The organism is Seramator thermalis (assembly GCF_004138125.1).
In the GTDB taxonomy this organism is placed as follows: domain Bacteria; phylum Bacteroidota; class Bacteroidia; order Bacteroidales; family Dysgonomonadaceae; genus Seramator; species Seramator thermalis.
The window spans coordinates 1-22,905 of the sequence record NZ_RXHS01000013.1; the positions used below are offsets into that span (position 1 = coordinate 1).

Here is a 22,905-nt window from a genome sequence, read left to right on the forward strand (position 1 = left end):
TCCCTGTGTTATAGGGTATTAGTCCGTCTTTCAACGGGTTATCCCCTTGTAGTAGGCAGGTTGCATACGCGTTACTCACCCGTGCGCCGGTCGCCACCCGTGTATTGCTACACCGTGCTGCCCCTCGACTTGCATGTGTTAGGCCTGTCGCTAGCGTTCATCCTGAGCCAGGATCAAACTCTTCGTTGTATATTGTTTTTTTGTTCCCTTGAACTTGCCATCTTTCGGCTTCTGTTCACTCTTAAAAAAAACCTTACCCCTTTACGAGTCAATCCACTTAAATTCGGCTCCTTCTTGTCACGACTTCTTTTCCTTTATATTCCGTCGTTCCTTCGTTTCTAATTGAACGGGTACCAATCTCTCTTGTATCTTCCGATACAAGCCTTGTATACTGCTTTGTCTTAAAAAAAAACGTGTATGGAATGTTTTCAAAGATCTTCTTATCTCTCCTTCAGAACTCCGGATTAATCCGTTCGTCCTCAAAAGCGGGTGCAAAGATAGATACTATTTCCTTTCGGTCCAAATATTTTTTCGATCTTTTTTTTGAAAAAAAAATTTTGAATGAAATGATTTTGAATTTCAATTCATTAGGATCTATCAGTCTTTCTAATCCTGTTCGTTGTCTCTTCAACGAACACCCGATTTTTTATCGGAAAGGGCTACAAAGATAATGCTTTTATATGATACCAAACAAACTTTTCGAAATATTTTTTCGGATACCTTCAATTTAAATTTTAAAAATGGCTAATACCATAAAAATCAACAGGAAAATAAATTGAGGATTTTTCAAGTTGCGACTATAGGAAACGAAAATCATAAAAATTCCATTCGTATAGCAATCCTATTTATAATAAATGAGTGCGGGGTATTCTCTGAATGATGAATAAAAACGAATTTTGGCAAGTCTGTACGTCGATTGAAAATTATCATGTAAATTTGCAATGACTAAACAAATCTATATAGAATAATGAAAAAAGGACTATTTATGCTTACAACCATTTTTCTGCTTGCCGGCTGTAATGGCGGGAAAAAAGCAGAAACACAGCCTGCTACAACGGATGACGGCATCGATTCGACATTTGAATATCGGGTAGATCGGTTTGCCGATATTGAAATTCTTCGATATCCCGTACCCGGATTCAATAGTTTGTCGTTGCAACAAAAGGTACTTATCTACTATCTTTCCCAAGCGGCACTTGAAGGACGTGATATTCTCTGGGATCAGCACAATCGCTATAATTTGACAATTCGTCGGGTATGCGAAGGGGTTTATGAAAACTATATGGGCGACAAATCTACCGAAGACTGGAAAAATTTTGAGACCTATCTCAAACAAATTTGGATGGCCAACGGCATTCATCACCATTACTCGGAAGACAAAATATTGCCGAAATTTTCGAAAGAATATTTCTCAACTATCGTCAAATCGGTTGATCCGGGGCGAATGCCTTTCCGTGATGGGATGGCTGCCGATGAAACATTGACGGAAATTGTGCCTGTGATGTTCGATCCCAACATTATGCCCAAGCGAATGAATCAGGCTGCCGGAGTAGATTTGATAAAAACATCGGCGGTGAATTTTTACGAAGGTGTAACGCAAAAGGAAGTGGAGAATTTTTACAACAAGATGAAAAATCCCAACGATGCTACGCCTGTTTCTTACGGACTCAACAGCAAAGTGGTGAAAAAAGATGGTGTCGTTGCCGAACAAGTTTGGAAACAAGGTGGAATGTATGATAAAGCCATTACTCGAATTATCGGCTGGCTCGAAAAAGCAGCGGGCGTTGCCGAAAACGAACAGCAAAAGGCAGTCATCAATACCCTTATTGATTTTTACAAAACAGGTGATCTGAAAACATTTGACGATTATTCCATCAAATGGGTGTCGGATACAAGTTCGTACGTTGATTTTGTGAACGGATTTATCGAAACTTACGCCGATCCGCTTGGGATGAAAGGTTCGTGGGAATCGATTGTAAATTTCAAAAACATCGAAGCAACCAAACGCACCGAAACTATCAGCGCAAATGCACAATGGTTTGAAGACAATTCACCAATCGATCCAAGATTCAAAAAATCGGAAGTGAAAGGTGTCTCGGCAAAAGTTATCACTGCCGCCATACTCGGTGGCGATTGCTACCCGGCAACGCCAATCGGAATTAACTTGCCAAATTCCAATTGGATACGTGCTCAACATGGCTCGAAATCGGTTACCATCGAAAATATCACATATGCTTACGACAAGGCTGCCGAAGGCAACGGATTCAACGAAGAATTTATGTGGAGCGACGACGAAAGAACTCTTTCGAAAAAATATGGTTCACTGACAGACAATTTACACACAGACTTGCACGAATGTCTTGGTCACGGGTCGGGCAAGCTCCTTCCCGGCGTGGATGGCGATGCTCTGAAAGCCTACGGCTCTACATTGGAAGAGGCCCGTGCCGATTTATTTGCACTCTATTATCTGGGGGATCCCAAATTGGTGGAATTGAAATTGCTTCCCGACAACGAAGCCTATAAAAGCGAGTATTATGAATATATGATGAATGGTGCCATGACACAGCTCACACGCATCAAACCGGGAAAAACGATAGAAGAGGCTCACATGCGCAACCGTGCGCTCATCGCCAATTGGGTGATGGAAAAAGGGAAGGCCGATAGTGTAGTTGTATTCAAACAAAAAGAGGATAAAACATACGTTGTCGTAAACGACTACGACAAATTACGAGATTTATTCGGAAAATTGTTGGCCGAAGTACAGCGTATTAAATCGGAAGGTGATTATGAAGCAGGAAAAAAACTTGTGGAAACCTACGGAGTGAAAGTCGATCCGAAACTCCACAAAGAAGTTCTTGCTCGATACGAAAAACTGAATCTTGCACCCTACAAAGGCTTCGTGAATCCGGTTTACAAACCCGTAACCGATGCTAATGGCAAAATCACCGACATTACTATTTCCTACGACGAAAACTACATTGATCAGCAATTGCGTTACTCGCGTCAGTATTCGGTATTGCCTCTCAAAAATTAACGATCGACAAGCATCCAATATACTCGGATAAGCGTTTTGGATCATCTGAAACGCTTATTTTATTGATGCCTCATCAAAAAACAAATTCATAAAACGGAAAAATGACTTATCAGGAAACGCTCGATTATCTCTATCGCCAGATGCCCGAATATCAACGTATCGGCCATTTGGCTTACAAACCAGGCCTCGGCAACAGTCTCCTGCTCGACGAACTGTTTGGCCATCCTCATCGCAAATTCAAAACCATTCACGTTGGCGGAACAAACGGAAAAGGCTCTATCTCCCATCTGTTGGCAGCTGTTCTCCGGCAATCCGGCTACAACGTAGGACTATATACTTCTCCGCATTTGATAGATTTTCGAGAGCGCATTCGTGTCAATGGTGAAATGATTGACAAACAATACGTGATTGACTTTGTGGAAAAATACAGAAGTGAATTCGAACCCGTGATGCCTTCGTTCTTTGAGCTGAGCATGGAAATGGCTTTTCTGTATTTTACAGAGCAAAAAGTGGATGTAGCCGTGATTGAAGTAGGCCTGGGCGGACGATTGGACAGTACAAATATTATTTCGCCCGACTTGAGTATCATTACCAACATCGGATTTGATCACATGAAATATTTGGGCAACACCTTGCCCAAAATCGCAGACGAAAAAGCCGGAATCATCAAGCCGCACACGCCGGTGGTGATTGGCGAGATAGAGCAGGATGACGTGCAGAAAGTATTTGTAGATAAAGCCAAGTCGGTGGAAGCGAAAATCATTTTTGCCGAAAAGGCAATGCCCGACTACAGCGCACAACCGAATAATGGCAAATGGCTCATACAAAGCAATATATATAGAAATCTGACTAACGAACTGGGCGGATTTGCGCAGGAGAAAAATTCGAAAACAGTGCTTGTGGCCATCGAAGAATTGAGAACACTGGGATATAATATTCCAACCGAAGCTGTTTACAAGGGATTCGAAAACGTAACCCGTCTGACCGGACTAATGGGGCGCTGGCAAGTTTTGCAGGAAAAACCGAAAGTGATTTGCGATACAGGACACAATGCTCATGGCATTCGCTATGTTGCCCGCCAACTCGAAACGGAAAAATATCATCAGCTGCGAATAGTTATCGGAATGTCCAACGATAAAGATGTAGATGCAGTGCTGTCGCTATTGCCCAAGCATGCAACCTGCTATTTCACTCGAGCTTCAGTGGACAGAGCTCTCGACGAAAAAATACTCGCGACCAAAGCTTCCGGCTTCGGATTGAAGGGTGATGCGTTTCACACTGTGGCCGATGCCGTTGCAGCAGCAAAAAATGATTCCGCCGACAACGATCTTATCTTTATCGGCGGAAGCAATTTTGTAGTAGCCGATGCACTTCCCCTATTTTTCCCCTCAATAGAGTAGAACTATTCGGAAAGCATAATTTTGCTGAGCATCGGGATCTTTATACAAATCCGATTCCTTTATAAAGAAAGCAACCGTACTCGGGTTCCCGAGTTGATAGTCGCAACTGATGGTTTCAGTGAAAATATTTCCGTTGCCGTCACTCCATGTTTCTACATAAGGCAAAAGTTTCTGCACTTCGCCGGAGTCTTGTGTTCTCAAAAACAAATAAGCAAGCTGTGCCCCTTCTTCGTAAATATTCGAGGTGAGTTCGGGCAAACTTTTGACGGCCTCCCACTGCGATTTGTTATCGTTCCATATCCAATCCTCCTTACTTACGGCGATATTCACAATTGTCCATTGTCCCTCCAACGAATTGTTGATCATTTGCTGCACTTCATAGTCGGTCAACGTATCATCCGTGGAACAGCCAAATCCTAAAAATAGTCCCGCAATTGCCAATGTGGCATTCATTAACTTTCTTTTCATATTCGATCTTATTAATATTATGATTTTCTGACAACAAGAATCAACAATAGTTTAATGAGTGCAAACTTTTTGAAACGAATGTTCAAGACTTGCTCTCACTTTGACTTTATACTTATAATACTTCTTATATCCTGCCGGATAGCAAATTTTCGATATCGCGAAAATACTATTCTTCCATCAATTTACTCGGCGTAATATTAAATTGCTGTGTGAAGCAACGAGTAAAATATTTCGGATCGTTGAATCCAACTTCATAAGCAATATCCGAAATGGTCTTATTGTTGGTTCCCTTGTTGTGAAGAATGAGATTGTAAGCCAAATTCAGCCGATAAATGCGAATAAATTGTCCGGCAGATTTTCCACTCAACGCATTAAGTTTCTTATTCAACAAAGATTTGCTGACATTCATTGCTTCCACAAAATCGCCAACATCAAATGACGGATTTTGATAATTTTGTTTCATAATTTCGAGCACCTTATCCATGAATTTTTTGTCTTTCGACTCTTCACTCAATTCGAGTACCGAAGTATCCATTTCGTTTGTCATTCGTTTTTGATACCGATCTCTTGCTTTCAGCATATTTTGTATGCGCGCCAACAGAACATCTTCGTTGAAAGGTTTTACTAAATAAGAATCTACCCCAAGACGATAACTTTCAGTTCGAGTTTTATCTGACGATTTGGCCGTAAGCATCAAAAATGGAATATGCGAAAGCTCAATATTCTCTTTCACCCTCTTCGATAATTCCAAACCATCCATAACAGGCATCATCAAATCGCTGATAATAAAATCAATGTCGTGTTTTTGCAAAATAGTCAGTGCTTCTTCACCGTTAGCCGCTTCTATGGTATTATAGTATGGATTCAGAATCGAAGAAATGTATCTTCCCATATCGATATTGTCTTCCACAATTAGGAAGGTGAGTTTGTCCGTGCTCCATTCTTTGTAATTTTTTTTGTCATTCGCAGCGTCATTCTGATTGACGGAAATTGACTGACTTGACACAGATTCGGACGAACTTGGATTTGTCCTATGCAACGGCAAAACAATTCTAAAAGTGCTTCCTCCTGTTTTATTGTTCTTTGCCCAAATATTTCCCCCAAGCATTTCTATGATTTGCTTGCACAAATATAATCCTATGCCCGTTCCACTTTGCCCATGAACAGGATAACGTAAATGATTCCGACTTTGATAAAAACGTTTGAATATTTGATCCAAATCTTCCTCCGGGATGCCCATTCCCGAATCTTTTACGCCAATATATAATTTTTCGTATTGCGAGTTTGATTTATCTTTGAATGATTTGACGTATAGGGTTATTAATCGGCCGTCAGGCGTATATTTTATGGCATTCGACAACAAATTTGTAAGTATTTTGTGCAAAGCTTCTTCATCGTAAAAAAATTCAGGTTCCGGCAAATCACACACTATCCTCAATTCGAGATTCCGTTCGTTCAACTGAAATGCAAACTGTTCACAAAGCGATTTCAAGAAAAATTCGAAATTTCCACGCTGATAATTTATTTCCGTCCTTTTGGATTCAATTTTCTGAAAATCCATCAATTGATTGATCAGCGAAAGCAAATATTTCGAATTACGCTCCGCAAAATTAAGCTGCTCGATGACGTATGGGTTTGTACTCAACCGCAAGGCTCGTTCGACGGGGCCGGTAATCAAAGTAATCGGAGTACGAAATTCGTGAGACAAATTGGTAAAGAAATCCAATCGTTCCTGATTCATTTTCTGCACTTTTCGCGACATATCAACAATCTGTTGTTTTTGACGTAAGATTTCCTCTTTTTGTTGATTGAGGGCAACATTTTGTTGCGCCAATTCAAATTTTTGCTTTGTCAGTATTTCATTTTGATTTTCAAGTTGTTGGGTTCTGTCTTCTACTATTTTCTCCATTTTTTTGTGCTGCTCTTCATACGACCGGATACGCCAAAAATACCACGACAAAATCAGAAAAATCACAAAAGCGATAATCATCGATTTAAACCAGAATGTCTTATAAAAAAAGGGTTTTATTCGAATTTCAAATTGTGTTATCTCGCCATAATCTTTCCGGTTTTTGGGCGTATATTTCACCTGAAAAGTATATTTGCCGGCCGGCAAATTCATATATGCCACAGAATGCTCGTTTTTAGGCAGCTCAATCCAATTTTCATCATAACCCGAAAGTCGATAAGAATAAACATAATTATATATTGAAGAGTAATTTAATGCCGAAAAACTTATCTTGAACGATCTTTCTTTTTCGTGGATCGCCATACGATCGCTGATCGAAATATCCGAATCGATAAATTTTCCGGGAAAAACCGGTTGATTATTTACGATCAGATTTGTCAAGGTTACCTTATATTTTTTTACGTTCGAAAAAATAGATGTTGCATCAATGCCGATTAACCCATCCACAGTGCCAAAATATAACGTTCCATCGCTGCTTTTACAATATGCATTCCAATAAAACTGATTACTGCCCAATCCGTCTTCTTTGTATAAATTTGAAAATTGGAAATTTTTGCGGTCAAGAAAAGACAATCCGTTATTCGTGCTAATCCACAAATTACCCGAATCGTCTTCCACAATGCCTTTCACATTGTTGCTTACCAAGCCGTCGGCCATTGTATAAGCTTTGAACGAAACCTCGCCCTGATTGTCGATTATACGTTTATACAAGCCAAAGCCATCGCTTCCCAGCCATAAAATGCCTTTGCTGTCAAGATAAATGCAGGTAATTTTATCGATTAATCGCGACTGAGGATCGTCCAATTTATATTTGTAGTGCTTATACGAGAAATAATTATCGCTGCCGCGATTCAAATTTATTGCATAAACACCTTCGGCGCAACCAATCCATAATTGGTTTTTTTCATCAATCGCCGAACCAACAATACCACTGATGGCATTTGACGATTGGTCGCCAAACGGAACTTTCAACGTTTCTGTATTCAAGTCGTAGAAATATAATCCTTGATTCGTTCCCAGCCACATGCCCCGATTGAGTTTGTCATACTGAAGCGCACCGACAAAATCAATCAAAAAACCTGCTTCGCTCGAAGAATTCAGGTATTTGGAGGCGGGTTTCGCCGGATTTTTTCTATCCAGTAACGTAACACCGTTTCCCCATGTCCCCACCCAAAGGCGATCTTTATCGTCGATACTCAATGCACTTACCGAATTATGGCTCAAGTGCGCAGACGAAGTCGTTGTAAAATGTTCGAAAAATTTTTCTCCACGCTTTTTCAGATTCAAGCCCCCTTCAACAGTTCCCACCCACAAATTTCCATCCTGATCTTCCAAAATCGAGTTTACAGGATTCTTGGAAATGCTGCCGGGCATATTTTCTTGATGCGTATAAATTTTCACGAAACTATTTCGAGGCGAGATTTTATTCACTCCACCGGTTTCCGTTCCTACCCAAAGAACATCTCCCGACGAATACAGACAGTTCACAAAATTACTGTTCAACATGATTTTAGTCGTGATTTTGTCCTGACAGATGCGCTCAAATTGATCGGTTGACGGCTGATAAATATTTATGCCGTTAAATGTTGAGGCAATCAGTATTTTGGAAGGAGTAACACACAAATCGGTTATAAAGTCCTGCGATATCGATCGCTCATCAGCCTCGTCATGTACGTATATTTTTACGGCATCTTCGTTTTTATAATATCGGCATAAACCTCTGTCTGTTGCAATCCATACTTCATTTTCTTTCAACAGGATTTTATTAATCCTTGTATTGCGCCGAAAAATCAGTTTTTGAGAAACCGATTGTGTTCTTATCAAATGCCTGCCGTTGTCAACATACGTTTTTAAAATTTCGTCATTTACACCTATCCAAATATTTCCATCACCATCGATATCGGACAAAGCAATATATCTCACGGGCTGATTGTCTATTTTCAGTTTGAAAACCGTTTCGATTTCACCATCTGCATTCAAATCAATCTTATATAACGTATTTATCGAAAATAACCAAAAATCGCCTTTCGAATCTTTCTCCAGATTAAGAATAGGTTGCTTTAAAAAAGAAAAATCAAAATCGCTATTCTTAAACAAATCCACAAGTTTCTGTTCGGCAAACGACAACACATCCAATCCACCATCCGAAGCAATCCACAGTCTTCCAAAATCATCCTCGCATACCCTGTGCACAAAGTTTCCTTTCAAATTGACGGGAAAACTGTTCATGGAATAATGAACAAATTCATAACCGTCAAATCGCGAAAGGCCGCCTCCGGTAGCAAACCAGACAAATCCGAGTCTGTCTTGATAAATATCGTCAACATAATTGTGCATCAATCCATCATCCATTTCAATATAATCGAGTAGGAAATCATCGGAAGTGAAATTTTGAGCCAAGCACAAAAACGAGGACAACAAAAGCAATAACGTTAAAGTAAAATAAGGCCGCATGTTCAACATATGAAATCGAAGGTGTTTGCACAAAATTAGAATAAAAAAAGAATTGACTGAAAGCATAAATCATGTTTTTAAGCAAAAACGCAATTTATCCACCATGTGTGTTCATATCTCCTCCTGTAATAAGTAAACAAGCCGTTTATTTGCCATATTATAATTTTTGCATGATGAAAAAGACATTTTGTTATTCAAAGTTAGCAGTTTTATTTCTTTTCTTGACAATGGCCTTTTCGTGCCGTCAAAAACAAACATTGTCGTTGCCCGCGAATCAGCTTAATCCCTGGAACGACGATTATTCTTCCGTCTCGGATATGGGCGATTATCTAAAATGGGGTACCTACAATGTGCACGATCCTTCATTCAAACAATTTGGTGAATATTTCTACATGTATTCAACCGATGCCATCTATCGCGAAAACAGGAAGAAAGCTGCAGAATTAAATGTCCCGATCGGCTATATTCAAATGCGACGATCAAAAGATCTGGTCCATTGGGATTTTCTCGGATGGGCTTTCCCGAAAATTCCACAGGAAGCCATAGATTGGGTACGCACCAACAACAATGGCAAAGGTGCCACAAACATTTGGGCCCCATACATCACAAAACATGGCGAAACATATCGATTGTACTATTGCGTGTCGGCTTTCGGCAAAAAAACTTCGTACATCGGACTTGCCGAATCTCGGTCTCCCGAAGGACCCTGGACACAAAAAGGATGCGTCGTAAAGACAAATAATGAGTCGCCCATGAATGCTATCGATCCGACTATTGTCGAAGATTCTGAAACAGGAAAATCTTGGATGATTTACGGTTCGTTTTTTGGTGGTTTATATTGTGTCGAAATCGATCCGACATCCGGATTAACCAAAAACAAGAACGATATGGGGCATCTCGTCGCCCGACGAGCCAATTATAAAAAGGATAATCTCGAAGCTGCCGAAATTATTTACAACCCCGATTTGAAGGAATATTTTCTGTTTGTCTCTTACGATGCACTCATGACAACCTACAACATTCGAGTAGGAAAATCGAAACATCCCGAAGGCCCTTATTTTGACTATTTCGGGAAAAATATGGCAGACACTACCGACAATTTTCCGATTCTTATTGCCCCTTACAAATTCGAAAATCATTCAGGATGGGCAGGAACAGGACATTGCAGTGTCATCCGCACCGATAAGGGAAAATATTTCACGGCTCACCAGGGCCGCTTATCTCCAAGAAACGAATTGATGGTACTGCATGTTCGCGAAACATTTTTCACTCCTGACGGTTGGCCGGTCGTGTCTCCCGAACGCTATGCGGGTGAAATTTCAGCCAAAATTTCAAAAAAAAATATTCCGGGCCGTTGGGAAATAATCAGGGTTCATGAGCCTTTGCTGAATCGTAGTCTCGAAGCCGGTCAAGTACTTTGGGGTGAAGGAGAAACGATAAAAGGAGAAGTCAATGTTTCAAAATCTTACTTTTTCGGTAAAGACGAAAAAATAAATCACGAAGGAAGTTGGAATTTTGATGAAAAAAAACAACTTTTATCAATCGAAATCGAAGGGGACAGCATTGATAATTTGATTATTTTTGCCGGACACGATTGGGAAAAACAAGCAAATACGCTTATGTTTACCGGATTGGACTGCGACGGAAGAGCAGTTTGGGGAAAAAGAATTGAATAAAAATCATAAATATAACTCTCATGAAAAAAAATCTTTTTTTGGCACTCATTATTTGTTGTGGAATCACTTCTTTTATTTCCACAAACGCACAAATCAATCAATTTGTGATACAAACGAATAAAATCGGTTCCGAAATTCAGCCCACAATGTACGGCTTATTTTTCGAAGATATCAATTATGCCGCCGATGGCGGACTGTATGCCGAATTGATTAAAAATCGTTCTTTCGAATTTCCTGACAATTTTATGGGTTGGAAAATATTTGGCAAAGTAAGCTTGAAATACGACGGCCCATTCGAGAAAAATCCACACTATGTCCGGCTCGAATATCCGGGACATGATCACAAACGCACCGGATTGCAAAACGAAGGATATTTTGGTATAGGTGTGGAACAAGGAAAAGAATATCGTTTCTCGGTTTGGGCTCGTGTTGCTAATGACGCATCCAAAATACGCATTCAGTTAATCGACGAATCATCGATGAAGGAACAACAAGCCGTTGCTTCTCAAGATTTGATTATCGATTCCAAAGAATGGAAAAAATACCAACTTATCCTGAAGCCGTCCGAAACGGTTTCAAAAGGACAATTACGAATCTTTCTCGAATCGAAAAATCCGATCGATCTCGAACACATTTCTTTATTTCCTGTAGATACTTGGAAGGGACACGAAAATGGATTAAGAAAGGACTTAGCCCAAGCGCTTTACGATATTCATCCCGGCGTTTTGCGTTTTCCGGGCGGATGCATTGTTGAAGGAACGGATTTGAATACCCGTTATAATTGGAAAAACAGCATCGGGCCGGTAGAAAACCGTCCTCTCAACGAAAATCGTTGGCAGTATACCTTTCCTCACCGATTCTTTCCCGATTATTTTCAAAGTTACGGTTTGGGTTTTTACGAATATTTCATCCTTGCCGAAGAAATTGGGGCCGAACCTTTACCGGTTTTGAGCTGTGGATTGGCATGTCAATTTCAAAATAACGATTCGAGTGCACATGTACCCGTTTGTGATTTGGGAAGCTACATCCAGGATGCTCTCGATTTGATAGAATTTGCCAATGGCGACGTTCATACCAAATGGGGAAAAATCCGTTCCGAAATGGGACATCCCCAACCTTTTAATCTAAAATTTATAGCCGTGGGTAACGAACAATGGGGCAAAGAATACGTTGACAGACTGCAGCCTTTTGTTGAAGCTATTCGCAAAGCATACCCAAATATTAATATTATTGGAGGCTCCGGTCCCGGATCGGAAGGCGATCAGTTCGATTATTTATGGCCTCAAATGAAAAAATTGAAAGTCGATTTGGTGGACGAACATTTTTATCGTCCCGAGAACTGGTTTCTTTCTCAAGGAGCTCGATACGATTCGTATGATCGAAAAGGCCCAAAAGTTTTTGCAGGCGAATATGCTTGCCACGGAACAGGGAAAAAATGGAACCATTTCTACACTTCATTGCTCGAAGCAGCCTTCATGACGGGCATGGAACGCAATGCCGACGTTGTACATATGGCCACCTATGCTCCTCTGTTTGCGCACGTGGATGGTTGGCAATGGCGTCCCGACATGATTTGGTTCGATAACTTGCGTAGCGTGAAAACCGTTAGCTATTACGTTCAACAACTCTATTCACAGCACAAAGGCACAAATGTTCTTCCTATGACAATGAACAACAAACCCATATGTGGTGCACCCGATCAAAATGGGTTATTCGCAAGTTCTGTATGGGACAAGAATACTAATGAAATCATTGTGAAAATTGTAAATACGTCTTCCCAGCCGCAACAAATCGATCTTTCTTTTCCCGCATTGAAAAAGAAAGAAACGCTTTCCGGAGGAAAACTCATCACGTTATCGTCCGATAATCTTGATGGAGAAAACACACTCGACAATCCATTGGCTATCGTGCCTAAATATTCCGAGTTCGATTTTGCGGGTAATCATCTCAATATTAATGTCAATCCGTACACATTTGTCATATACTCCTTCAAATTCCATAAGTAACCGATATGAATAAATCAACCATCGTAGCTGTTTTTGTATCACTTTTCGCGACCTCAATATTTGCAGTTGAAAAAGACACTACTTTTGTTGCTCAGGGCAATCCTGTCGTTCGATACAAATATACGGCCGACCCTGCAGCACTTGTGCATGACGGCAAAATATATATTTATGCCGGTCACGACCAATGCCCGCCGCCCGAAAATCGATATGTAATAAACGAATGGTGCGTATTTTCGTCTTCCGACATGAAAACATGGACAGAGCACCCCACCCCACTCAAAGCCACCGATTTCGGTTGGGCAAAAGGCGATGCATGGGCAAGCCAGGTAATCGAACGAAATGGTAAATTTTATTGGTACGCCACAGTAGAACATAAAACCATTCACGGAAAATCAATCGGAGTTGCCGTTTCCGATTCGCCGATCGGGCCTTTCAAAGATGCTCGTGGATCGGCTCTCATCACAAACGATATGACAACAATCACACACATTTCGTGGGACGATATCGACCCGACAGTCTTTATTGATGACGACGGACAAGCATATCTCTTTTGGGGAAATACCCAATGCTACTATGCCAAACTCAAAGAAAACATGACAGAACTCGACGGACCAATCATGCCCGTTTCACTGCCGCGTTTCACCGAGGCTCCTTGGATTCACAAAAAGGGCGATTGGTATTATCTCTCCTTCGCATCAGAATTTCCCGAAAAGACTTGCTATGCAATGAGTAAAAATATCAACGGACCTTGGGAATATAAAGGAATCCTCAACGAATTGGCCGGCAACTGCAATACCAACCACCAGGCGATCATCGAGTTCAAGGGCAATTGGTATTTTATTTACCACAATGGAGGAGCTAATGTCAACGGAGGAAGTTTTCGCCGATCGATTTGCATCGATCGTCTGTACTATGGGAGCGACGAGACGATGAAGCGAGTGAGAATGACTTCCGAAGGAATCTGAACAATGGCAAAATACTTGTCTGAAAGAAGTACCATTTGTCAAACCTCTTCTGTTTACGTCTCTATTTTCTGAAAAGAAAGTACTACCTTTGCACCCAATTCATAAAAAACGGAAAAATAAGAACGATATGAATTTTGTAGAGGAACTTCGTTGGCGTGGCATGATTCAGGATATTATGCCGGGGACAGAAGAACAATTGATGAAAGAACGCACTGCCGGATATCTTGGAATAGATCCGACGGCAGATTCACTGCACATCGGACATTTAGTGGGCGTGATGATGTTAAAACATTTTCAGCGTGCGGGCCACACTCCGATTGCATTGGTGGGAGGCGCAACCGGCATGATCGGAGATCCTTCGATGAAATCGGCAGAACGAAATCTGCTGGATGAGGCCACGCTCCGACATAACCAGGAAGCCATCAAAAAGCAGCTGGCCAAATTTCTCGATTTCGATGGCAATGTTCCCAACAAGGCGATCATGGTGAACAACTACGATTGGATGAAAGACTACACTTTTCTGAATTTCATTCGCGACATTGGAAAGCATATCACCGTTAATTATATGATGGCAAAAGATTCGGTCAAAAAACGTCTGAGCGGCGAATCGAGTGAAGGAATGTCATTTACCGAATTCTCTTATCAGCTTTTGCAAGCTTACGATTTTCTTTATTTATATCGCGAAAAAGGTTGCCGTTTGCAAATGGGCGGTTCCGACCAGTGGGGCAACATCACTACAGGAACAGAACTGATACGACGCAAAGAAGGCGGCGAAGCTTTTGCACTTACCTGTCCGCTTATCACAAAAGCAGACGGCGGAAAATTCGGAAAAACCGAAAGTGGCAATGTGTGGCTCGATCGCCGATACACTTCTCCTTACAAATTCTATCAGTTTTGGATTAACGTCAGCGATGACGATGCCGAAAAATATATCAAAATATTTACGGCACTTTCAAAAGAAGAAATTGATTCGCTCGTCGCACAACAAAAGGAAACGCCTCATCTTCGACCGCTACAAAGGCGATTGGCTGAAGAAATCACCATAATGGTTCATTCACGCGAAGATTATGAATCGGCTATCGATGCCTCGCAGATTCTTTTCGGTAAATCTACATCAGAAACGCTCCGATCGATTGACGAGGAGACCTTTTTGCAAGTATTCGAGGGAGTTCCGCAATTTCATGTCTCGAAAGAAAAACTGGCAGGAGGCGTCAAAGCCGTTGACTTACTCACAGAAATTGCACCCGTTTTCCCGTCTAAAGGCGAGATGCGCAAAACTTTACAGGCCGGTGGAGTTCTAATAAATAAGGAGCGCCTCGACAATGCCGATAAAATTATTGATGCTGCAGCGCTGATCGGTGGAAAATATATCGTGGCACAACGCGGCAAAAAATCATATTTTCTGCTCGTAGCCGAATAAGAATCTCAGATAACCCATGGTACGGGAATCTCAACAAAAAAATCCCTGTATATTTGGCCGATTACGATAAATATTATACTTTTGCACTGCTTTTCACGAAGCAATAAGGATTGTCCCATGGTGTAATGGTAGCACATCTGATTTTGGTTCAGCCAGTCCAAGTTCGAATCTTGGTGGGACAACAACATAGGAGCAAGTAGTGATTGAAGCTACTTGCTCCTATTTTTTTCGGGTAATCTTTTGTTTCAAACAAAGATACTCGTAATCATCACAAAAGCTAATCCGCAAAGTGCGATTACCGATTCCATGATGGTCCAACTTTGCAAAGTTTGCTTTTCGTTCATCCCCAAATATTTCCCTACCAGCCAAAAACCACTGTCGTTGACATGCGAAAGCATAGTTGCTCCCGATGAAATGGCTATAACAATCAAAGCTCGCTGAGGATCACTCAACCCAAACTGTTCTATCACGGGAGCTACGATACCTGCTGCCGTAATCATGGCTACCGTTGCCGAGCCTTGCGTAACACGCACAACAGCTGCAAGCAGCCATGACAGCACCAAAGGAGGCAAGGGTGAACCGGCCATCGATTCGGCCATCATTTGCCCTATTCCGCTATCCACAAGCACTTGTTTAAGCACTCCGCCTGCTCCGGTTACAAGAATGATAATTCCGGCAGGTCCGAGGGCCTTGTTGCTCAAGTCGAGAATGGTTTTCTTATCCATTCCACGTCTGATTCCCAAAAAATACATAGCCGCAAGGGTAGCAATAATAAGAGCAGAAAACGGATGTCCCACAAATTCCAAAGCATCAGTCAATACGGATTTTTCAACCATACCCGACGAAACAGCTACTCCTGTAAATGTATTCAATAAAATCAACAACAAGGGAATTGCAACTATCCAAACAATGAGTCTGAAAGAAGGAAAATCGCCCGAATCTGTATCCGGTGAGGTTACATTCATTTCGGGAGGTACTTCCAAATAAATTTTTTTTGCGATAAATTTCCCAAAAACAGGTCCCGAAATTGCAACAGTCGGTAAACCCAGCAATATTCCAAACAAAATAATCCATCCGAGCGGTACATCAACTATATTGGCTACGGCAACCGGACCGGGCGTTGGTGGCACAAAACTATGAGCAACAGCTAAACCTGCAAGAAGGGGGATTGCATAATAAAGTAGCGACTTCCCGGTATCGCGAGAAAGAGAATAAACAATTGGAACAAGAATAATGAACCCAACATCGAAAAAAACCGGGATGGCAACAATGAAACCTGTAAGTGTAAGCGCCCACGGTGTACGATCTTTCCCAAATTTTTTGATCAGGTAATGAGCAAGCGATTCAGCTCCACCCGAACTTTCGAGAATTTGTCCGAAAATAGCTCCAAGGCCGACAACTGTCGCCACGAAACCAAGCGTGCCGGCCATACCTTCTTGAATGGACTTTGTGATGGAACTCAGCGGCATTCCTGCAGCAATCCCAACAAAAATGGCTGTGATGAGCAACGCTATAAAAGCACTGATTTTCAGCTTCAACACCATGAAAAGCAGCAATGCCACAGCCAAAACAACAATTATAGACAAAAATATGGGAGACATGGTAAACGAGTTTATTAATTCAGCGGGTAAAATTAGAATTAAGTAACAAATAATAAAAGATTAATCAGATTTTTGTAATAAACAATCTGTATAAAAAAGTTGTTTTTTACTCTCCCCCGACAACTGAAACATGATAATTATTGGTTCAGAAAAAAGAGAAAGGAGTCCATATCTCGAACTCCTTTCATATTTCATAATTTATCCAACGATTCACTAAATTCTCGTCTCAAAATCCAATTTTGCTTTTTTTCATTGCTATCAAATATTGTAACGAGAATTATAGAATAAACATCGGCATAAATTTATTTTTTTAATTGAATATATATCTCAATCCTAATTGCAATTTCCACGTCTCACCATAATAGTAATTTGTTGTGAAAGTTTGAGTCGGATATACATTATTACCGTCTTTATCTTTTATTTTCACAAAAGAAAATGTAGGTACGTTCGATGCATCTTTTCCTTCATATTTGAGAATGGCTCCGCCATTGGCCGACGACATATTTTTAGAAATACCCCATTCACTATTAAGCAAATTGCCAAAGTTGAGAATATCTACCGTAAATTGTAACGTATTGGCCGAATTCCCTGCTTTTACCTTGAAATCTTGAGCAAACCTCAAATCGAAATTATGTACCCACGGAGCCATAACAGAATTAGCTCCTGCATATTCTCCTTTATGCTTTTTCAGATATTTATCCTGACTCATAAATTTGAAAAATGCATCTTCATCCTCCGTCGTCTTAAATTTTATATCACCTTTAGCCTTTGGGATATAAATCAGATCAGTATTATATGTATCGCCATTCATATCGTTTGAGTATGTAAAGCTATATTCTCTCGGAGACGCGCCTGAATAAAAAATACTGATTGACGATGCCAAATGATCATTGGCATAAGGAATACGATAAGAAACAGACCCGATAACCTTGTGAGGAACTACATACTGCGAACGTTGAAGAGAAGGAAGATGTGGCCCGTTGATAGCCAAAAGGCCACCATAAGCCGAACCGGCATTACTTCCAGGCATTCCTGTAATTTCTCTCGATTCGGTAATAGTATAAGCCGCCATCAAATTCAGCCTTTTAACGGGTTCAGCCGTTACGGTGATATTTCCGATAGCGCCCCAACCATCAGTATTATTGCTTAACACAAAAGCGTTTCTCGATTGATATCGGTAATTTGCGGGATAAATATATCTGTTATCGGGCCCCGAAAAACGTTGCCAAGTTTCGTCCACAGGTTTTAAACTGTAATTCTTAAGCATTACGCTGTAGATACTTTTAGTAAAGATGCCTTCTACGGTCACGGCCATTGGGAATGAAAATGGCAACTGATAATCAACGGCCAACGAAGTTTTAAATATCTGAGGCATTCTGAAATCCGGATCAATTCCTGCTATTTCGCTCGGAAGTGCTCCATCTTCGGGTGAAATTGTTTTTTTCAATCCCAATTTGTCAATCATTTCATTGACATCGGTAATCATCGGTCCGGCCAAAGTTGCCAAGATTGGATCAGACTTGTCTATCATCCCATTTTTGTAGGTTGTAACTGCTCTGAAACTCCCCTGCACCATGCCCGAGTTGGTAGGCATATTGGTAAAAAATACCAAAGGTAACCTTCCGGTAAACACACCTAAACCTCCACGGAGTTTCAAGGACTGATCACCTTTCAGATCCCAAGTGAAACCGACACGGGGGGAAAGAAGTACTTTGGCATCAGGCCATTTGCCGGTATCTATTTTTTTCCCGCCAAAATCCAAATCATAAATGGCATTGTTGCGAATAAGATTATCAACGTAAGTAATATAATCGGCACGAAGTCCATAAGTTACTTTTGCATTCTCAGAAACACTGAATTCATCCTGCACATAAGCCCCAAACTGATGAAAAGCAACTTCTGCGGCAGGTTTTTCCTCACCATTGTAACCATAAGTAAGTGCAAAATCAATAGGAGCTGCTTGATTCAGAAAATCGTCAATACTTGCATATCTATAATAGCCCGTGCCATTTCGCATGTAGGCATTATTAGCCATCTGATATTCGTAACTTAATCCTGCAGTAATTTTATGATTGTTTAAATAGTAGGTGAAGTTATCGATTGCAGTGATCACCTCATTATTAACTCCATTATTCCATGTAAAGAGTTCATATCCTGCCGAAATATATGGTTCTACGATAGGAACCCCATTTGCATCTCGTCCGGCAAGAATATCGATAAATGGGAACTTGGCAGAATTAGAACCTCTTACATCTTCTATTTTGGAGTAAGTCGTGATAAACTGATTTGAAATCTTATCTGAGAAGCGACTGTTTAATTCACCCGAGAATGTATTCACAATGTTGTCCATCGAATACAGAGAATTGGAGAAGGCCATTCCGTACTGAGAAATACGGTCATAACCCGTTATTCTGTTCCTGTATCCGGCATCCGTAGAATTCCCGTTAGTAGGATTCCATGCTTCGTTTTTTGTATAATTATAGCGTAAACTGAGTTTGTTTTTAGTATTAATGTTCCAGTCGATGCGGGCTAACAGTTTCATATTGGTTTCATCTCCGGGATAATCTGTATAAGATCCCGGATCGTAACCATAATTTTCGAGGAGATGATTTTTTACTCTCTCCATATCTGCGACACTTACACGCGAAAGAGACTTATCGGGATCGGCAACTCCGTTTGGAGAAGGACGCCAAGTGACTACTTGGCCCGGCCTTTTTTCATACTCACCATTAACAAAAAAGAACAATTTGTTTTTGATGATGGGACCGCCCAATGTCATACCATAAATTTCTTTCGATTCTTCGGCTCTTTCTCCAAAATCTATATCACCAATTTTGTTTCCTCTCAAATCCTGATTATAATAGTAAGTATATGCCGATCCTTTAAAAGTGTTTGTTCCCGATTTCGTAATAGCATTGATGCCTCCACCGATAAAGTTGGTTTGACGAACATCATACGGAGCAACAACAACCTGAACTTCTTCGATTGCATCCAACGAGATTGGATTTCCACCTCCCGGCAAGCGATCGCTTAACCCAAAATTATTGTTGAAATTAGCACCATCGATGGTGAAGTTTGTACTGCGTCCGTCTCCGGCAGCAATACTCATCCCCGAAGCATAAGGCGATAATTTGGCAATGTCTGTTATGCTTCTGGTCATCTTTGGCATATTTTCGATTTGTGAAGTCGAAACATTGGTGGATGCACCCGTTTTTTCGCTCGAAAACCGAGTTCGCTGAGCTGATACCACTACTTCGCCAAGCGTAACCGCCTCTTCGCGGAGTTCTACATTCAGGGCATAAGTTTCGCCCAACGAAAGGGTAATATTTTCAGTGACAAATTTTCCGTAACCAATGTAAGAAATTTCAACCCTGTAAGGACCCCCTACACGCATACCGTTCAACGAAAAACGGCCTTCGGTATTGGTTACTGTACCATACGTAGTCCCGGAAGGAACGTGAGTTGCAACAACGGTTGCTCCAATTACCGGACCTTCTTTGTCGGTAACACGCCCACTCATGCTCGAAGTGGTCACCTGTGCATGTACCTGCAGTGCCGCAACGATCGTCAAAACAAGCGTTGCTGCAAAAAATCTGATCTTTTTAATCATAATAGCCAATTATTAATTAGAAATTTTAAATTAAGCGCTACAAAAGTACAATAAAAAATTGTAAAAAGCGTTACGAAATTGTTACGTTTTATCGACACTTATGTAAAAAAAATAGTTCGATATTTGAATGTTAATTAAAAGCATTTAATGCCTCCAAAATAAGTTATTAAACAAGCCACAAACCTATATTGTTCCCGTAAACAAAAAAAAGCGCAGAACATTCGAGATGGATCTCTTTGTCCTACGCTTTCGTCTGTTTTATCAGAGGTTATGCAATTACATCATTCCTCCCATTCCGCCTCCACCCATTGGCATTTGTGGAGCGGGATTTTCTTCTTTCTTGTCGGTAATCACACATTCTGTCGTGAGGAACATTCCTGCAATGGAAGCTGCATTTTCCAAAGCAACACGAGCTACCTTCGCCGGATCTATGACACCTGTTTGATATAAGTTTTCATATTTATCGGTGCGAGCATTGTAGCCAAAATCGTCCTTCCCTTCGCGAACTTTCTGTACAACCACGGCACCTTCTTTACCGCTATTGAGGACAATTTGACGAAGAGGTTCTTCAATTGCACGTTTCACAATTTCGATGCCGGTAGTTTCGTCATCATTCTCGCCTTTCAATCCCTCGAGTTCTTCGATGGCACGAATATAAGCCACGCCACCTCCGGGAACTGTTCCTTCTTCCACAGCTGCGCGGGTTGCAGAAAGTGCGTCTTCTACACGATCTTTCTTTTCCTTCATTTCAACTTCCGAAGGAGCACCTACATAAAGCACGGCAACACCACCGGCCAATTTGGCAAGACGTTCCTGCAATTTTTCGCGATCGTAGTCCGAAGTAGTTTTATCGATTTGTGCACGAATTTGTCCGATACGGCTTTCGATGGCTGCTTTGTCTCCTTCACCGTTTACGATGGTTGTAGTATCCTTGTCGATCGTAATTTTTTCGGCACTACCCAACATGTCGATCGTTGCATTTTCGAGCATCAATCCCTTTTCGTCCGAAATAACCGTACCGCCTGTCAAGATGGCAATATCCTCGAGCATTTCTTTTCGACGGTCGCCGAATCCCGGAGCTTTTACGGCAGCTACTTTCAACGATCCGCGCAAGCGGTTAACGACCAAAGTAGTAAGAGCCTCGGAATCGATATCTTCGGCAATGATAAGGAACGGACGTCCGGTCTGAACTTCTTTTTCGAGAATAGGAAGCAGATCTTTGATCGCCGATATTTTTTTGTCGTGAATCAGGATAAGAGGATTTTCAAACTCTACTTCCATACTTTCGGTATTGGTTACGAAATAGGGCGAGATGTATCCGCGATCGAACTGCATACCTTCAACTACATCTACATAAGTTTCGGTTCCTTTTGATTCCTCAACGGTAATGACGCCTTCTTTGCCGACTTTCTGCATGGCTTCGGCAATAAGTTTACCGATAGTTTCATCGCCATTTGCAGAGATTTTTGCTACATTTTCAATTTTTTTCAGATCGTCTCCGATTTCAACAGCCTGTTTTTTGATGCTTTCTACTACTTTTGAAACAGCTTTGTCGATTCCGCGTTTCAAATCCATCGGGTTGGCGCCGGCAGTTACGTTTTTCAAGCCAACACCTATAATAGATTGTGCCAATACGGTAGCGGTAGTTGTACCGTCTCCGGCATCATCGTTTGTTTTCGAAGCAACTTCTTTAACCAATTGTGCCCCCATATTGCTGAACGGATCATCCAGCTCTATTTCTTTTGCAACTGTTACACCGTCCTTAGTGATTTGGGGCGCACCGTATTTTTTGTCGAGAATCACGTTCCTTCCCTTTGGGCCTAATGTTACTTTCACTGCATCGGCCAGCGCGTCAACACCTTTTTTGAGAAGATCGCGCGCATCCATTTCGAATTTAATTTCTTTTGCCATATTATTTTTTGTTTGTTGATTGTTAAACTAGTTGATTTATATTTTCGAATTTTCCATATTCATTATTCGAAAATATCAAGCGAAGATTGCTAAAATGTCAGATTGACGCATGATGAGATATTTTTCGCCATCGATCTCGATTTCGGTGCCTGCGTACTTTCCGTACAAAACCTTGTCACCTTCTTTTACTACCATTTCTTCGTCTTTTGTACCGTTTCCAACGGCAATTACGTCACCTTTCAAAGGTTTTTCTTTTGCTGAATCCGGAATAATGATTCCACTTACTGTTTTTTCTTCTGCGGCAGCCGGTTTAACCAACACTCTATCTGCCAATGGTCTAATATTCATACGCTTCAAAAAAATTAAAGTTTATACTATTATTGAATGAATT

General features: G+C 41.0%; 12 protein-coding genes, 1 tRNA gene and 1 rRNA gene. 7 read left to right on the forward strand and 7 right to left on the reverse strand.

Annotated features, from left to right (window positions below; translation table 11 throughout):
• Positions 1-189: ribosomal RNA gene (locus EJN84_RS09700) — 16S ribosomal RNA — on the reverse strand; the annotation flags it as partial.
• 778 nt (positions 190-967) lie between these two features.
• Between EJN84_RS09700 and EJN84_RS09705 the strand changes: the two genes are divergently transcribed.
• Positions 968-3,034, forward strand: coding sequence for a dipeptidyl-peptidase 3 family protein (locus EJN84_RS09705; protein ID WP_129595240.1), 2,067 nt, complete (start codon positions 968-970; stop codon positions 3,032-3,034).
• A 101-nt stretch (positions 3,035-3,135) separates the two neighbouring features.
• A complete protein-coding gene (locus tag EJN84_RS09710; RefSeq protein WP_129595241.1) occupies positions 3,136-4,434 on the forward strand; it encodes a bifunctional folylpolyglutamate synthase/dihydrofolate synthase in 1,299 nt (432 codons plus the stop codon).
• Here the strand turns inward: EJN84_RS09710 and EJN84_RS09715 are convergent.
• Both EJN84_RS09715 and EJN84_RS09720 read right to left on the reverse strand, forming a co-directional pair.
• On the reverse strand, positions 4,423-4,902 hold the full coding sequence (locus tag EJN84_RS09715; RefSeq protein ID WP_129595242.1) for a hypothetical protein: 480 nt from the start codon (positions 4,900-4,902) through the stop codon (positions 4,423-4,425). The genes EJN84_RS09710 and EJN84_RS09715 overlap by 12 nt on opposite strands.
• Positions 4,903-5,068: 166 nt before the next feature.
• The gene (locus tag EJN84_RS09720) at positions 5,069-9,334 is read right to left on the reverse strand and encodes a hybrid sensor histidine kinase/response regulator transcription factor (protein WP_238943994.1); all 4,266 of its coding nucleotides are present in this window, start codon (positions 9,332-9,334) and stop codon (positions 5,069-5,071) included.
• Positions 9,335-9,495: 161 nt separating this feature from the next.
• Between EJN84_RS09720 and EJN84_RS09725 the strand changes: the two genes are divergently transcribed.
• The 5 genes from EJN84_RS09725 (at position 9,496) to EJN84_RS09745 (ending at position 15,574) form a co-directional block, all read left to right on the forward strand.
• On the forward strand, positions 9,496-11,001 hold the full coding sequence (locus tag EJN84_RS09725) for an arabinan endo-1,5-alpha-L-arabinosidase (protein WP_129595243.1): 1,506 nt from the start codon (positions 9,496-9,498) through the stop codon (positions 10,999-11,001).
• A 20-nt stretch (positions 11,002-11,021) separates the two neighbouring features.
• The gene (locus EJN84_RS09730) at positions 11,022-13,007 is read left to right on the forward strand and encodes an alpha-L-arabinofuranosidase C-terminal domain-containing protein (protein ID WP_129595244.1); all 1,986 of its coding nucleotides are present in this window, start codon (positions 11,022-11,024) and stop codon (positions 13,005-13,007) included.
• A gap of 5 nt (positions 13,008-13,012) precedes the next feature.
• Positions 13,013-13,972: a glycoside hydrolase family 43 protein gene (locus EJN84_RS09735; RefSeq protein WP_129595245.1), complete on the forward strand. Its 960-nt coding sequence runs from the start codon at positions 13,013-13,015 to the stop codon at positions 13,970-13,972.
• 127 nt (positions 13,973-14,099) lie between these two features.
• Entirely contained in the window at positions 14,100-15,392 is a 1,293-nt protein-coding gene (tyrS, locus tag EJN84_RS09740; protein ID WP_129595246.1) for a tyrosine--tRNA ligase, read from the forward strand.
• A 111-nt stretch (positions 15,393-15,503) separates the two neighbouring features.
• A tRNA-Gln gene (locus EJN84_RS09745) sits at positions 15,504-15,574 on the forward strand.
• Between the two features lie 63 nt (positions 15,575-15,637).
• On the opposite strand, the gene EJN84_RS09750 is transcribed toward EJN84_RS09745, so the two are convergent.
• From EJN84_RS09750 to EJN84_RS09765, 4 genes are all read right to left on the reverse strand, one after another.
• The gene (locus EJN84_RS09750; protein WP_129595247.1) at positions 15,638-16,993 is read right to left on the reverse strand and encodes a GntP family permease; all 1,356 of its coding nucleotides are present in this window, start codon (positions 16,991-16,993) and stop codon (positions 15,638-15,640) included.
• Between the two features lie 310 nt (positions 16,994-17,303).
• Positions 17,304-20,603, reverse strand: a complete 3,300-nt coding sequence (locus EJN84_RS09755; protein ID WP_129595248.1) for a TonB-dependent receptor — start codon at positions 20,601-20,603, stop codon at positions 17,304-17,306.
• 276 nt (positions 20,604-20,879) lie between these two features.
• On the reverse strand, positions 20,880-22,514 hold the full coding sequence (gene groL, locus EJN84_RS09760; RefSeq protein ID WP_129595249.1) for a chaperonin GroEL: 1,635 nt from the start codon (positions 22,512-22,514) through the stop codon (positions 20,880-20,882).
• A gap of 75 nt (positions 22,515-22,589) precedes the next feature.
• Entirely contained in the window at positions 22,590-22,862 is a 273-nt protein-coding gene (locus EJN84_RS09765) for a co-chaperone GroES (protein WP_101487513.1), read from the reverse strand.
• Positions 22,863-22,905: the final 43 nt, after the last annotated feature.